This is a genomic window from Dellaglioa sp. CoH-55-MRSF-9 (assembly GCF_056782155.1).
On sequence record NZ_JBXAYG010000002.1, the window covers coordinates 83,060 to 98,098 of the forward strand.

At 31.8% G+C, this 15,039-nt stretch carries 10 protein-coding genes, 2 pseudogenes and 1 riboswitch; of the genes and pseudogenes, 11 read left to right on the top strand and 1 reads right to left on the bottom strand.

What is annotated here, in order from left to right:
* Window positions 1–34 precede the first annotated feature (34 nt).
* From dnaE to pyk, 3 genes and pseudogenes are all read left to right on the top strand, one after another.
* Complete coding sequence (gene dnaE, locus AC1RPV_RS02215; RefSeq protein WP_481761353.1) at window positions 35–3,355, top strand: DNA polymerase III subunit alpha; 3,321 nt, start codon at window positions 35–37, stop codon at window positions 3,353–3,355.
* 111 nt (window positions 3,356–3,466) lie between these two features.
* Window positions 3,467–4,435 carry a 6-phosphofructokinase gene (gene pfkA, locus AC1RPV_RS02220; protein WP_481761352.1) on the top strand — a complete coding sequence of 323 codons (969 nt, stop codon included), beginning with the start codon at window positions 3,467–3,469 and terminating at the stop codon, window positions 4,433–4,435.
* Window positions 4,436–4,494: 59 nt separating this feature from the next.
* Window positions 4,495–5,913: pseudogene (gene pyk, locus AC1RPV_RS02225) on the top strand (pyruvate kinase); the annotation flags it as partial.
* A 288-nt stretch (window positions 5,914–6,201) separates the two neighbouring features.
* Here the strand turns inward: pyk and AC1RPV_RS02230 are convergent.
* A pseudogene (locus tag AC1RPV_RS02230) lies at window positions 6,202–7,746 on the bottom strand (IS1182 family transposase); the annotation flags it as partial.
* A gap of 307 nt (window positions 7,747–8,053) precedes the next feature.
* Here AC1RPV_RS02230 and AC1RPV_RS02235 point away from each other — a divergent pair.
* From AC1RPV_RS02235 to AC1RPV_RS02270, 8 genes are all read left to right on the top strand, one after another.
* Window positions 8,054–8,968 carry a CvfB family protein gene (locus tag AC1RPV_RS02235; protein WP_481761351.1) on the top strand — a complete coding sequence of 305 codons (915 nt, stop codon included), beginning with the start codon at window positions 8,054–8,056 and terminating at the stop codon, window positions 8,966–8,968.
* A gap of 163 nt (window positions 8,969–9,131) precedes the next feature.
* Entirely contained in the window at window positions 9,132–9,500 is a 369-nt protein-coding gene (locus AC1RPV_RS02240) for an N-acetyltransferase (protein ID WP_481761350.1), read from the top strand.
* Window positions 9,484–10,236: a segregation and condensation protein A gene (locus AC1RPV_RS02245; protein WP_481761349.1), complete on the top strand. Its 753-nt coding sequence runs from the start codon at window positions 9,484–9,486 to the stop codon at window positions 10,234–10,236. The genes AC1RPV_RS02240 and AC1RPV_RS02245 overlap by 17 nt, the downstream gene beginning before the upstream one ends.
* A gap of 25 nt (window positions 10,237–10,261) precedes the next feature.
* The gene (scpB, locus tag AC1RPV_RS02250) at window positions 10,262–10,843 is read left to right on the top strand and encodes an SMC-Scp complex subunit ScpB (RefSeq protein ID WP_481761348.1); all 582 of its coding nucleotides are present in this window, start codon (window positions 10,262–10,264) and stop codon (window positions 10,841–10,843) included.
* A 1-nt stretch (window position 10,844) separates the two neighbouring features.
* The gene (locus AC1RPV_RS02255; protein WP_409022503.1) at window positions 10,845–11,576 is read left to right on the top strand and encodes a pseudouridine synthase; all 732 of its coding nucleotides are present in this window, start codon (window positions 10,845–10,847) and stop codon (window positions 11,574–11,576) included.
* Window positions 11,577–11,627: 51 nt separating this feature from the next.
* Window positions 11,628–11,752, top strand: a riboswitch (FMN riboswitch).
* A gap of 117 nt (window positions 11,753–11,869) precedes the next feature.
* On the top strand, window positions 11,870–12,454 hold the full coding sequence (locus tag AC1RPV_RS02260) for an ECF transporter S component (protein WP_409022504.1): 585 nt from the start codon (window positions 11,870–11,872) through the stop codon (window positions 12,452–12,454).
* 65 nt (window positions 12,455–12,519) lie between these two features.
* Entirely contained in the window at window positions 12,520–13,554 is a 1,035-nt protein-coding gene (locus AC1RPV_RS02265) for a helix-turn-helix domain-containing protein (protein WP_481761347.1), read from the top strand.
* A complete protein-coding gene (locus AC1RPV_RS02270) occupies window positions 13,541–14,992 on the top strand; it encodes a RecQ family ATP-dependent DNA helicase (protein ID WP_481761346.1) in 1,452 nt (483 codons plus the stop codon). Before AC1RPV_RS02265 ends, AC1RPV_RS02270 begins: the two co-directional genes overlap by 14 nt.
* The last annotated feature ends 47 nt before the right edge of the window (window positions 14,993–15,039 follow it).

The following is a 15,039-nucleotide window of genomic DNA, read 5'->3' on the forward strand; positions in this document are numbered from 1 at the left end:
ATAACATTAATAGATACGTGAAAAGGGGGATAAAATGTTTGTTCCGTTAAAAGTTAAAAGTTCATTCAGCTTATTACAAAGCACCACTAAAATTAATGATCTTGTTCAAAGTGCTAAAAGTAAAGGCTATAAAGCAATTGCCTTAACAGATAATAATACATTGTATGGTGCAATTGATTTTTATAATGCCTGTCAAAAAGCTGAAATTAAGCCAATTATCGGACTAACGTTAGATATCTCCGGTTTAATCGAAACAAACCATGAATATGAATTGACCTTTATTGCAAAAGATAAACAAGGTTATCAAAATTTAATGCAATTATCGACCTTAAAAATGACCTTAAATGATGATAAGTTAAACTTTAGTAGTTTAACTAACTATTTAGACGGTTTATTTATATTATCACCTAGTGAAAAAAGTGAATTTAGTTATTTAATTGAACAAAGTCAAATATCCGATGCAAAAGAATTATTAGCCAAATATCAAAGCTTAATAGGTTCAGAAAATATTCGAGTTGGCCTATCTCACTTAATGGATAAAATTACGGCACAATCAATTAAATCTTTAGCTCAAAATTTTGATATTCGTGTAATTGCGCTAGATGAAGTAGCTTATTTGGATGCTGAAAATCAGTTTGATATTGATGTGTTAAAGGCAATTAGTACTGGTGAAACGATTTTAATTAATAAAGTTGATGAACAAATTCAGGGAGAATATGCATTAAGAAATCCAAAAGAGATAACGGAGCAATATCAAGAATTGCTAATGGCAGATGCAATTCAAGAAACCCAAAATTTAGCAGATGAAACGTCTCTGGAATTAACATTCTCACAACCCAAACTACCTGAGTATCCATTACCTAATAATGAAACAGCACATAGTTATTTGAGAAGTATGTGTAATACTGGATTAAATGAGCGGTTTCCAAATGGTGTACCTAAGGAATATAAACAAAGATTAGAACTTGAGTTAAACGTTATTCAACAAATGGGATTTGAAGATTACTTTTTAATCGTTTGGGATATTATGAACTATGCTCATTCGCAAAATATTATAACTGGCCCAGGACGAGGGTCATCTGCTGGATCGATCACAGCCTACGTTTTAACGATTACGGATGTTGATCCAATTAAATATAATTTATTGTTTGAACGTTTTTTGAATTCAAAACGTGTTCAGATGCCGGATATTGATTTAGATATTCCAGATGATAAACGTGGACTAATCCTTAATTATTTACATCAAAAATATGGACATTATCACATGGCTCAAATTATTACATTTGGCACAATGGCAGCAAAACAGGCTTTGAGGGATGTTGGTCGAGTATTTGGTGTATCACCTTTTGAAATGAAAGGGTGGAGTGATTCAATTCCAAATGTTTTGAAAATTACGTTGACAGAGGCGCTAGCACAATCACAAAAATTACGTAATTTAGTTAATGATAGTTCCAAAAATAAAAATATTTTTACAATTGCGCAGCATATCGAAGGGATTCCAAGACACTACTCTACGCATGCAGCAGGGGTCGTATTGAGCCAAATTGATTTACGAGAAGTGGTTCCGTTACAAAATGGAAGTGAGGATATTCTTTTAACGCAGTATTCTAAAGATATAGTTGAAAATGTTGGTTTATTAAAAATCGATATTTTAGGTCTACGTAATTTAAATATTTTAGATCAAGCTGTAACACAGGTTAAAAAGAATTATCAAGCAGACTTCAATCCAGCATTCATTAATTTAGAAGATGAAAAAACATTAGCTCTTTTTAGATTAGGTGATACATCCGGTGTTTTCCAATTTGAATCTAATGGTATCAAAAATGTTTTAAAAAAATTACAACCAACATCTTTTGAAGATATCGCAGCTGTAAATGCGTTATATCGGCCGGGTCCGATGGAAAATATAGATACATTTATTGCACGAAAACATCATCTTGAAAAAATAACATTTCCGGACAATAGTTTAAAACAAATTCTTGAGTCAACCTATGGTGTATTAGTTTATCAGGAGCAGGTTATGCAGGTCGCATCAAAGATGGGTAATTTTACACTTGGTGAAGCTGATTTACTACGCCGAGCAATGAGTAAAAAGAAAAAAAAGACTATTGATGAAATGCGTACTCAGTTTATCAATGGGGCATATGATAATGGAATTCAAGAAGATGTAGCTAAAACAGTTTATAGTTATATTGAGCAGTTTGCTAATTATGGATTTAATCGTTCACATGCCGTTGCCTATAGTAAAATTGCTTTTCAATTAGCCTATATTAAAGCTAATTTTCCAGCTGCATTTTTTGAAGCTATTTTAAATTCCGTTGGTAATAATCCGCAAAAAATAAAAGAATACTTAGTGGAAGCAAAGCAATATCATGTAATAATTAAATTACCTGATATTAATATGAGCGAGGTAGGTTTTAGTTTAAGACAAAATATTGTTTTATTTGGATTAAATAGTATTAAAGGACTTAGAAAAGACTTTATTGAACATATCATTACATTACGGAAAAAAGAATTGTTCACAGATTTCCAATCCTTCCTGCATCGGATAGATAAAAAATATTTAAATGAGGAAAATATTTCAGCTTTAATATATTCTGGGTGTTTTGATCAATTTGAATATAATCGTGCTGAGTTGATTAGTGCTCTACCAGAATTAATTAGTAGTATTGATTTAAGTGGAAATAATACTAATTTATTTGAATTATTAACACCTAAGATAGCAAGACAATCAAACTTTCCATTAATGGTTCGATTAGAAAAAGAATCACAATATTTAGGTGCGTATCTTTCGGGACATCCGGTTGAGAAGTATCGGAAACAGCTAAATCAAAGCGATTTTAAAAAAATATCGGAAATATCTGATAAGACACATGTAACCATTTTAGTTAATCTTACGAGAGTAAAAGTTATTCGAACAAAGAAGGGTCAACAAATGGCCTTTGTAAATGGTTCGGATGAAACAAGTGAGATTGATTTGACAATATTTCCTGATTTATTTCGACAGAAAGAATCTTTACTTGAAAAAAATAAGGTCGTTGTCGTTTCGGGGGATGTTGAAACAAATAGAGGATTACAAATTATTGTTAAAAAAATAGAATTAGCAGATGATTATTTTAAACGAATAACTCAAAAAAAATGGTTTTTGAAGATTACTAAAGAAACAACAAATGAAAAAATAGAAAAATTAATGCAAACCATGAAAATAAGGTTAGGTCAAACACCGGTTATTTTGTACTATGAAAAAGACAATCGTAAAATTAGTTTAGATAGAACTTATTGGTTAAGGAACGACAAAGAAACACATACAGCGCTTACAAAAATATTAGGTTCTGAAAATGTCGTCATTAAGTAATTTATTCTTGAAAATACTGAAAATATTTTCACATTTAACAAGACAACTTTTCTGAAAAGTGTTAATATAGTGAGTGAAATATGTACTTAAATTACTTATTGAGGTGAAGAAATGAAACGCATTGGTATTTTAACAAGTGGTGGAGATGCGCCAGGTATGAACGCTTCAGTTCGTGCTGTTGCACGTCGTGTAATTGGTGAAGGATTAGAAGCATACGGTATTAATTATGGTTTTGCTGGTTTAGTTGCTGGCGATATTCATAAAATTGAATATGCTGACGTTGATGATGTTATTCAACGCGGTGGAACAATGTTATATTCAGCCCGTTATCCTGAATTTGCAACTGCTGAAGGACAATTAAAAGGTATCGAACAACTTAAAAAGTTCGGTATCGATGCTTTAGTTGTTATCGGTGGGGATGGTTCATACCATGGTGCTTTAGCACTCACAAAACGTGGATTTAACGCTGTTGGTATTCCAGGAACAATCGATAATGATATTCCTGATACAGATTTCACAGTTGGATTTGATACAGCTGTTAACACAGCTCTTGATGCAATTGATCGTATTCGCGATACTGCTCGTTCACATCAACGTACGTTTATCGTTGAAGTAATGGGTAGAAATGCTGGAGATATTGCTTTATGGTCCGGTATTGCTGGTGGTGCTGATGTTATTGTTATTCCTGAAAAAGGATATAACATGCAAGAAATTGCAGACAAGCTCAACAGTAACCGTGAACATGGTAAAGATTCAGGAATTATCGTATTAGCTGAAGGTGTTATGGGAGCTAGTGAATTTGCTGCTGAATTAGACACATATGGTAATTTTGAAACACGTGTGACTATTTTAGGCCATACACAACGTGGTGGCGTACCAACTGCCAAAGATCGTGTCTTAGCAAGTCGTTTTGGTGATTATGCTGTTCAACTTCTTATGGAAGGTAAAGGCGGATTAGCAATTGGTATTAAAGACAACAAATTAGTTGCTGAAGATATTGTTGCAACGCTTGAAGAACATAAACATCATACAGATTTGAGTCTTTTAGACTTAAATACACGACTTTCAACACCAAAATAATATAATACTGTTATTGTTATTTATAAATAATAAGTAAACTAAGAGGAGATCATAATCTAATGAAAAAAACTAAAATCGTAAGTACACTTGGTCCAGCCAGTTCAGATCTTGATACAATTGTTAAATTAATCGAAGCCGGTGCTAATGTTTTCCGTTTCAACTTTTCTCATGGTGACCATGAAGAACATTTAGGTCGTATGACATTAGTTCATGAAGCAGAAAAAATTACTGGTAAAATGGTTGGTATCATGCTTGATACTAAAGGTGCAGAAATCCGTACTACTGTTCAAAAAGAAGGTAAAATCAACTTTGAAATTAATGATATTGTTCGTATTTCAATGGATGATTCACTTGAAGGAACAAAAGAAAAGATTGCTGTTACTTACCCAGGTTTAATTGAAGATGTTCATGTTGGAGGCCACGTATTGTTTGATGATGGTCTTATCGATATGAGAATTGATGAAATTGATACAGCTGCTAACGAATTAGTAACAACTGTTATGAATTCTGGTCGTTTAGGTTCACGTAAAGGTGTTAACGCTCCTGGTGTATCAATTAACTTACCTGGTATTACTGAAAAAGATTCAGACGATATTCGTTTTGGTTTAGATCAAAACATTGATTTCATTGCTGCAAGTTTTGTACGTAAACCAGCTGATGTTTTAGATATCCGCGCTTTACTTGAAGAAAAAGGAATGGAACATGTTCAAATCTTCCCTAAGATTGAATCACAAGAAGGTATCGATAATATTGATGCTATTATGGAAGTTTCTGAAGGATTAATGATTGCCCGTGGCGATATGGGTGTTGAAATTCCTGCTGAAAATGTTCCTTTAGTTCAAAAAGACTTAATCAAAAAATGTAACGCTTTGGGCAAACCAGTTATTACTGCTACTCAAATGCTTGATTCAATGCAAGAAAACCCACGTCCTACACGTGCTGAAGCATCTGATGTTGCTAATGCCGTATTTGATGGAACAGATGCAACAATGCTTTCAGGTGAAAGTGCTAATGGTGACTACCCTGTAGAATCAGTTGCAACAATGGCTCGTATTGATGAAAAATCTGAAAATGCATTGCGTGCACATAGCTCATTTGCATTAAATGAATTTGACAAAAATGATGTTACTGAAACTATTGGTCGTGCTGTTGCTGAAACAGCTGATAGCTTAGGTATTAAAACTATCATCGCTGCTACAAAATCTGGTCAAACAGCACGTATGATTTCTAAATACCGTCCTGACTCAGATATTTTAGCTATTACTTTTGACGAACAAACTCGTCATGGTTTATCAGTTAACTGGGGTGTTCACCCAATCATTGCTGAAAAACCAGCATCAACAGATGCATTGTTTAGTTTAGCAACTGAAAAAGCTAAAGAATTAGGTTTCGCTAAAAAAGGTGACCTTATCTTAATCACTGCTGGTCTTCCAGTTGGTGAAAAAGGAACAACAAACAGTTTGAAAGTTCAATTAGTAGACTAATTATATTAAGGTTCAAGTACATGATGAACCTAAGTTAGTATATCGGTAAGACATTGGTGACGAAAAATGTTATTGGGTTAATCATGAATATAATTGACTAATTAAGATAATATTGATCAGGTTGTATCAATCCTTACTTGAATATTTTAAAATTGGAAAAGGGGCTGTGACATAAGTCCCTTCAATAAAGTTCAAAATAAGGCTCCGGAAATCATTTTTTGATTTCTGGAGCCTTATTTCTTTTTATTTAAAAAAATATAGAAAACAGAAGTATTATTTACCTCCTAAACTGGCTAATTTTTGGATATTTAATGCCATTACTATCAAACCTGCTTCCTTTTTAACCTTCTCAATCCCTCGCAATAGAAATTGATTGAACGGCAAAGAGGCCTTCATTCGACCAAAAACGGATTCTACATCAATTTTACGGTGCGCGTAAATTTGACCCGTTTCTGGTTCAGAAAGTCGTTCACATTGTTGTGCCTTAAAATATTCCCAAGATCCGTTAACTTGAATCTTACGACGTGCACCTCTAAGTGTTTTAGCCGCAGGAATAATTATCTGATTCTCATCTAGTAACTCTGCTTGATATTCTTTAAATTCACGAACTATTCCATATTTATCGGTTCTTTTCCGATACGCTTTAAAGTTAAATCGCACGCCGTGCGGATCAATATAGTAATCATTATTTTCATGATAATCCCAGTTCATAACTTTTCTATCATCAGTTCGCCATTTTTTGCTTTGTTCTCTAATCATGGTACCGTAAGGAATTATAGCAGTTTGATTTGGTAATTCATCTTCAATGAAACGATAGTTTGATTCTGATCCATATCCGGCATCGGCAACAATGTATTTATCTAATTTATTATGAGTACTTAACGTTTTAAGAAACGGTTGAAGTGTTCTAGTATCTGTTGGATTTTGAAATAATTGGTAGCCCAAAATAAATTGGTTACTGGTCGCAATTTGTAAGTTATAAGCTGGCTTAAGTTGACCATTTAACATTGGATCTTCTTTAATACGCATAAAAGTTGCATCATGATCAGTTTTAGAATAGCTATTTCGAGTACCGTATATTTTCATTTGTGCTTCATGTTCACTTAATTTATGTTGGCGTTTAGTTAATTGATTCTTCTTAGATTTTAGGGTTCTTCGAATTCTTTTAGCTGGATTGGGACTTATCTTCTTAGTTCTTGAAACTTCCTGGTCTAATGCTACTAATTTCTGATCAAGTCGATCGATAACTTCTTCAATCATTTCTAGTGTTAGATTGGAGCCTTCTGGGACTTTACAAGCAGCATGCGCTGTTTTTAATTCAACTAGTAGCTCTAAAATCGCTTCGCGATTCATTTGATCAAAACGTATTGTATTCTTTTTCCAAATAAAACTATATTTATTAGCATTAGCCAAAACCTTAGTACCATCAATAAAGATGGCATCACTAATCATATTTTGTTGTCGTAAATATTCGACTAAGGTATCTAAACTGCGATCAATTAAATCAGTTAATTCATTCGACGTTCTAAATCGGACAATAGTTCGGTAAGATGGCATTTGCTCTTGTGTTAACCAACGTGCCGATAAATTTTCTTGTGCTAGTAAGGCGACCCGACGACTACTAAAAACACCTCGAGTTATAGCAAAAAGATATAACTTCAATAAAGCTGAAAGATTATATTCACGGGGGCGACCAAAAAGATAAGGTTCTTTTATTTCTAATTTTTCGATTAGCGTATTGATATAACACGCAGTGTTATTCTTTTCTGGTATATAGTCAGTTGAGATGGCTAAACAAGTCTGATTTATGTTATAATAATTTTGCATTTTTAAGTCCTTTCGAGGATTAAATTAAGGAGCATTGGGGGTCGAAGGCCAGTGTTCCTTTTTATTTTTCTAATTAGATAATATATTAAAAAGTAGTAAAAAGAAACAAGTCTCCCGAAATCAAAAAAGATTTCGGGAGACTTGTTTAATATCATATTGAAGAGACTTATGTCACAGCCCCTTTTTTATTACACAATATTTCTATTCAATTGGCTATTAAGCCTAATATCAGGTAAAATGTGAGTATGTAATTTTAAAATATGAATAAAGAAATATAAAATAATATTTTTTTGAATGGGAGAAATAAATGAGTTCAATAATGGGACAAGTTGTTACCGCAATGGTAACTGATGAGAATGATACAGAATTTTTAGTACAAAAAGATAGTATAACAATGCATTTATTGAAAGATGAAAAAAACAGTCAATTAGCGAACGGTTCGATGGTTACAGGCTTTGTGTATGAGAACGAAGATCATGATTTGAGTTTATCAACAATAATTCCTAGAGCTGGCATTGATCAATATGCATTCGGAGACGTTGTAAAAGTTAGAAGAGATTTAGGTGTCTTCGTTGACATTGGTTTACCAGACAAAGATGTAGCAGTTTCACTAGATGATTTACCAGAAATGAAATCACTTTGGCCAAAAGCTGGTGATCGATTAATGGTTGGACTTAAAATTGATGCCAAAGATCGTATTTGGGGTGATGTTGCGGACGAAGAAATGTTTCGATCAATTGCTAAGAAACCTGATGACTCATTAAAAAATAAAAATATGAAATTTACAGTTATTCGCTTAAAAATGATTGGAACTTTTGTAATTACTGATGATGATTATCTTGGATTTATCCATCCATCTGAAAGATTTAATGAACCTAGATTAGGTCAAGTATTAGAAGGACGTGTAATTGGAATTAGAACTGACGGTACAATTAATCTATCTATCAAACCACGTGCCTATGAAGCAATTAGTGATGATGCAGCAATGTTGATTGCTGCATTAAGTCATAATGATGAAAAAACATTACCTTTTACTGATAAAAGTAATCCAGAAGACATTAAAGAATATTTTGGTATCAGCAAAGGTCAATTTAAGAGAGCTGTTGGACATCTGCTAAAAGAGCGTTATGTTAAACAAGAAGATGGTAATCTTATTTTAATAAAAATGCCTGAGGAATTTGAAACTAATAATGATGAATTAATTAACGAAACAGATGATTAATAGAAAACTATTTTAGTAGGTAAGAGATAATAAATAAAATTATTTGAAAATATAATTTATTAGTTCAACGTTAAATTAATATATCGGTAACAAACAAGTATATTAGTTATTTTTAAATATATGAATTGTCTCATGAATGCCGTGCGTGTAGAGGAGAACAATAATGCTTATTAAGTATAAGAATGATTATGAAAAAATTGCGATGGGCTTGTTGTCATTTATACCTGACTTGAAGGATGTTACTAGAATTAATTTAGCAATTAAAGGTTATCAAGATACAGAAAATCGAGATTTGTATCTTTGGAAAAATGAGGCAGGTAATTTTACTGGTATAGTTGGTATTGAAAATGATGGCAACGTTGTCGTAGTTCGGGCAATATCATTGAGTCCAGATGAAAGACATAAAAAAGTTAGTTTTTTGATTCTGAACGCTGTATTATCGCTATATCCTGATAAAAAAATCATGGGTACAATTGATACTACAAAATTAATTGAAAAATGGGAAATGCAAAAAAATGAGTCAAAAATTTAAATCTATTAGTCAGGTAACATTAAAATTAACCTCTTTTGAAGGACCACTTGATTTGTTACTGCATTTAATCAAAGATTCTGAGATGGATATTTATGATATTCAAATTTCAGAAATAACAGAGCAATATTTAACTATTATTAAAGATACTACGAATATGTCATTAGATGTGATTGGTCAATATTTAGTGATGGCTTCAACGTTGATGAAAATTAAGAGTCAAATGTTATTACCGGCAGAATTTTCCAATGTAGAGGAAACTCAAACTGATCCAAGGGCAAGTCTAGTCGAACAATTAATTGAATATCAAATTTTTAAAGAGGCGGCTGGAGAGTTGAGCGTCAGGGAAAATAAACGTGCGAATTATTTTTCTAAGGAACAAAGTAGTATTCCTAAAAATAGATTTGATAAACCTCAACTTGATATACCTGGCCTGGATTTAGAAACACTTGAGAATGCTTTTAAAAGAGTTTTAATAAAGCAAATAAATCATCAACCAATTGAGAAAAAAATTAATGTGCAACTAGCATCACTCTCTGATAAAATATCAGAAATAAAAAAAATCATTCTAAATTCAAATAAGAGTTTAATATTTAGTGATTTTTTTGAAATAACAACAACGGTTGATGAAATTGTTGTTACTTTTCTGGCAATATTAGAACTTTCAAAATTAAACCAAATTAAATTGAAACAAGCAAATAGCCATGAAATGATTCAGATTTTAAAAATTGAACCATAGATTATTGTATTAAGGAGGTACGAAGGTGAGTCATTTAGCAAATATTGAAGGACTTTTATTTGTGAGTGGGGATCAAGGAATATCTCTAGCAGAATTATCTAGATTAACTGGATTATTGAAATCAGCAGTTAAAGAACAACTTGAAAAATTATCATTAAAGTATAAAAATGATATAAATTCTAGCTTGGAGCTAATTCAATATAATGATTGTTATCAATTAGTAACAAAAGAGAAATTAGCAGATTTAATTAAAGATTATTTTGAAAATCCTAATTCAAGAAGACTTTCTAATGCAGCACTGGAAACGCTAGCTATCATTGCTTATAAACAACCAGTGACACGACTTGTAATTGATGATATCCGAGGAGTTCAAAGTTCAGGATCACTGCAAAAATTGATTGCTTTAGATCTAATTCGTGAAAATGGACGTCTTGATGTACCAGGAAGACCTATTATATATGTAACAACGACGCAATTTTTAAATTATTTTGGATTAACTGAACTAAAAGAACTTCCAGTGATTAGTGAAAATCAAGATTTTGATGGAGAAATAGGTAAACTTTTTTTAAATAATTTTAACGAAAAATTACAAGAAAATGAGGAATAATATGGCAGAGGCAGAAAGATTACAAAAAGTTATGGCGCAATCAGGTGTTGCGTCACGAAGACAATCCGAAAAAATGATTTCAGAAGGTCATGTTAAGGTGAATGGTAAGGTTGCAAGTGAGTTGGGTATTAAGGTCACAAGTGAAGATAAAATTGAAGTTGATGGTATTCGTTTAAATGAAGAACCATTAGTCTATTATTTATTCTACAAACCAAGAGGAGTTATTTCGGCTGTTAAGGATAATAAAGATCGTAAGGTTGTTACGGATTATTTTCCAGGTGTAAGGGAAAGAATTTATCCAGTCGGTCGATTAGATTATGATACTTCTGGATTATTATTAATGACAAATGATGGTGAGTTAGCCAACAAAATGACTCATCCAAAGTATAAGATTGACAAAACTTACGTCGCTAAAGTGAATGGTATTCCATCTAATGATGATTTAAAAACGTTACGTCAAGGAATTGTAATTGATGGTAAGAAAACGGCTCCTGCTCATTCAAAAATTATTTCAGCAGATAAAAATAAGCAAAAAGCAATTGTTTCATTAACAATTCATGAAGGCCGAAATCATCAAGTTAAAAATATGTTGGCAGAGGTCGGACATCCAGTGGAAAAATTAAAACGTGAAACTTATGGATTCTTAGATTTATATGGATTAACTTCGAGTCAATACCGTGAGTTATCTGAAGAAGAAGTTCATGCATTGAAAAGTATCGCCGAGCGTAAATAATTGTAACTTATTTTATCCTATGTTATATTTTGTAGCGTAATAAAATATTTGGTTCGTCTTCAGGGGCAGGGTGTAATTCCCGACCGGCGGTTATAGTCCGCGACCCACATTGTATATGTGGCTGGACTGGTGTAATTCCAGTACCGACAGTTAAAGTCTGGATAAAGAAGATAGGGCTTATTTGAGTAAGTAATTTCAAATGAACTCTGTTAATCTTTAGTGATTAATGGCGTTCATTTTTATTTACTTGAAAGGTTCTTCATTGAAGATGGCCTTCCAGGAGGTTTTCTAGTATGAATCGGTCACCAGTTTATAAAGTTGTGATTACAGCGTTCTTAGCTGCAATCTCATACGTATTAATGTTTTTATCTTTCCCAGTAATTTTTCCGTATTTAAAAATTGATTTTAGTGATTTACCAATTTTAATTGGATTTTTTATTTTGGGACCAATGAGCGGTGTGATGGTTGCCGTCGTTCGTTCATTGCTGTATCTAGTTTCAACTGGAACAGATATTGCCAGCTTGATAGGTGTTGGAAGTAATTTCTTAGCATCAATGGCGGTATCATTTCCAGCATATTATCTTCTCAAAGGTAAAGGAAACCTTAAGCCAACACTTGGAAAGAGTATTTTGGCAGTTTTAGTGAGTACCTTTGTACTAACTGCTGTATTATCTATTGCAAATTATTTTGTAATTCTACCAGTGTACTTGAATGTTATCGGTATGAATATCGGAATGTCAGTATCCAAGTACGTTATTGTTGGTATTGTTCCTTTTAATATTATAAAAGGAATTCTGGTCGTTGGGTTATTTAGTCTTTTATATCAGAGAATGTATGGTTGGGTTCAGTTAAATAATAAAAAATATAAACAACTATAGTATAATTAATGAGGGAGAATTCTTAAGTGATTCTTCCTCATTTTATTTTATAAGGATGGTATTTTATGGTTGAAGATTATCTCTTACAAATGTTTAATGTCGAATATCGGCGACCTAATGTAATATTTAGCATTATTACAGGTCGGAATACTGTTTCCAATATATATTGGGGAATGCGTTATGATTTGCTAGATTATTTTAGTATTGATCCTCAATTTACAAATGAAATATATCAAAAAATACTTTCTAAGTTGAAACAAAATAAATTACTCACTGAATCTAATGGGCAAGTTCGGTTAACGCAAAATGGTTTAATTCGACAAAAAAAAGCGAAAAGCGATTTATATCAAATTAAGCACCCTAAATTAATAAATCAATATAAATTTAATGAATGGTCAGAAACTTGTATTTTAGCTATACAAGTTGTATCTGAACTTAGCTTTGTTAATCGTCATTATTATCCTGTCGTAACATCCGAATTAACTAAATTTAATATCAAAAAATGGATTTCTAATAATGACAAAACAATACTAACAAAACAAGTTAATTTAGAATTACGATTGTTCGTGCAAAAAATTGATACAAATTCTAGTTTAATATTTATGAACAAATTAATTGGTCATAATCTTAATGGATTGACCAATAAACAGTTAGCAAATGAGTTGAATCTATCAGAAATGGAGATTCAATTAATATACAGAGATACAATAAATTTTTTTGCTAGTTGGATTGAGGAGCAAAAACAAAGTGTGTTCAAAGAATTAGTTCAGTCAATTCTAAAAACAGGAATTATTTCTGAAAGTGCAAAGGAAACGATGAGATTAATTACTATGGGCCTATCTGTTAATGATGTGGCTAAAAGTAGAGGATTGAAGACTAGTACAATTTTTGAACATTTACTTGAATTAGCAATGATTAGTGAAAAATTTCCATTTGATACTTTTTTAACAAAAAAAATAGTTAATGATTTATCTGAAATTATGGGGAGAGATATTGATCAAGTACCTTTTAAAATAATACAAAATAAGAAACCTGATATAAATTTTTTCGATTATCGTTTGTATCAAATTTATAGGAGTAAAATAGATGTCCAAAATTAATTTAAAAGAAAAATTGATGGAATACTTTGGATTCGATTCATTTATGATAGGCCAAGAAGAAACCATAGAAACTATCTTATCTGGTCAAGACACGTTATCAGTACTACCTACAGGGACTGGGAAATCATTGTGTTATCAGTTAGCTGGCTATCTTATGAATGGTACGACAGTTATCGTTTCACCGTTGTTATCTTTAATTCAAGATCAAGTTAGTCAATTTAATTTTCGTGGTAATGGGACAGCTATTGGATTAACATCAATATTGAGTTATTCTGAAAAAAAATATGTGTTAAAAAATATACAATCTTATAAATTTGTTTATTTATCTCCTGAAATGCTAAGTCAATTTGAAGTGATAAATGCCCTTAAACAAATAGATGTATCACTATTTGTTGTAGATGAGGCACATTGTATCTCCACTTGGGGACCAGATTTTAGGCCTGATTATTTGGATTTGAATAATGCAATTGTGAAACTTGGTACACCTTGCGTTTTGGCGTTGACAGCCACAGCTGCACTAAATATTCAGAATGATATTATGACACAATTAAAAACAGAAGGTCGAGATTTTCATAAAATCATTAAATCGGTTAATAGAAGTAATATTTTTTTAAGTGTCTTAAAAGTGCATGATGAATCTGATAAAAATAAGCAATTATTAAATTTATTGAATAAAATCAAGGGTGTTGGAATCGTTTATTTCTCGAGCAAGAAAAAGGCAAATGAGGTCTCAGATTTAATAAATAATAACACTGGATTAAGGTCTGAACCGTACCATGCTGACTTGAATGATATGGCAAGGTATACGGTACAAAGACAATTTATGGAAAATCAAATAGATGTTATATGTGCAACAAGCGCTTTTGGTATGGGTATTAATAAGAAAGATATTAGATACGTTATCCATTATCATATGCCCGCTGATTTTGAAAGCTACGTACAAGAATTTGGCCGATCTGGACGAGATGGCCAGCAGAGTATCGCAATTGTTTTTTCTCAAGAAAATGATGTGTTTCTACAAAGAAACTTAATTGATTTAACCATTCCAGATGATGATTTTATTAGGATGTATTTTAAAAAACATAAGGAATTAGTTGGTCTTGGAGAAGAAAAAGGTAAACTGTTAGATTATTACTATGAGAAACAAAGCTCAGTTGAAGAGGTGCAGTTCCTTTTTAGACAAAGGAAAATTGAAAAAGAAACTGGATTACAAAATATGATAATGTTTGTTAATTCAAGTAATTGTCGAAAGCAACAAATTTTAAACCATTTTGGAGAATCGAAATTAATAGAACATGATGAATTCTGTTGCTCAGCGTTATTTAATGTGGATGTACTTCAAAAGATTGGATTAGAAAAAAAGATAATCAAAAATGATGACAAGCAGTTAATTCAATCAACAGATAATATTATTTCAAGATTGTTTAAATTATCTTGAGAATAATTTGGATTATTATGGTAAAATAATGATAATTGTTTTTAGGA

Coding starts and splice junctions, on each gene's coding strand:
- AC1RPV_RS02265 (WP_481761347.1), top strand. CDS start 12,520: ATGGTTGAAGATTATCTCTTACAAATGTTTAATGTCGAATATCGGCGA.
- AC1RPV_RS02245 (WP_481761349.1), top strand. CDS start 9,484: ATGAGTCAAAAATTTAAATCTATTAGTCAGGTAACATTAAAATTAACC.
- dnaE (WP_481761353.1), top strand. CDS start 35: ATGTTTGTTCCGTTAAAAGTTAAAAGTTCATTCAGCTTATTACAAAGC.
- AC1RPV_RS02235 (WP_481761351.1), top strand. CDS start 8,054: ATGAGTTCAATAATGGGACAAGTTGTTACCGCAATGGTAACTGATGAG.
- pfkA (WP_481761352.1), top strand. CDS start 3,467: ATGAAACGCATTGGTATTTTAACAAGTGGTGGAGATGCGCCAGGTATG.
- AC1RPV_RS02240 (WP_481761350.1), top strand. CDS start 9,132: ATGCTTATTAAGTATAAGAATGATTATGAAAAAATTGCGATGGGCTTG.
- AC1RPV_RS02270 (WP_481761346.1), top strand. CDS start 13,541: ATGTCCAAAATTAATTTAAAAGAAAAATTGATGGAATACTTTGGATTC.
- AC1RPV_RS02260 (WP_409022504.1), top strand. CDS start 11,870: ATGAATCGGTCACCAGTTTATAAAGTTGTGATTACAGCGTTCTTAGCT.
- AC1RPV_RS02255 (WP_409022503.1), top strand. CDS start 10,845: ATGGCAGAGGCAGAAAGATTACAAAAAGTTATGGCGCAATCAGGTGTT.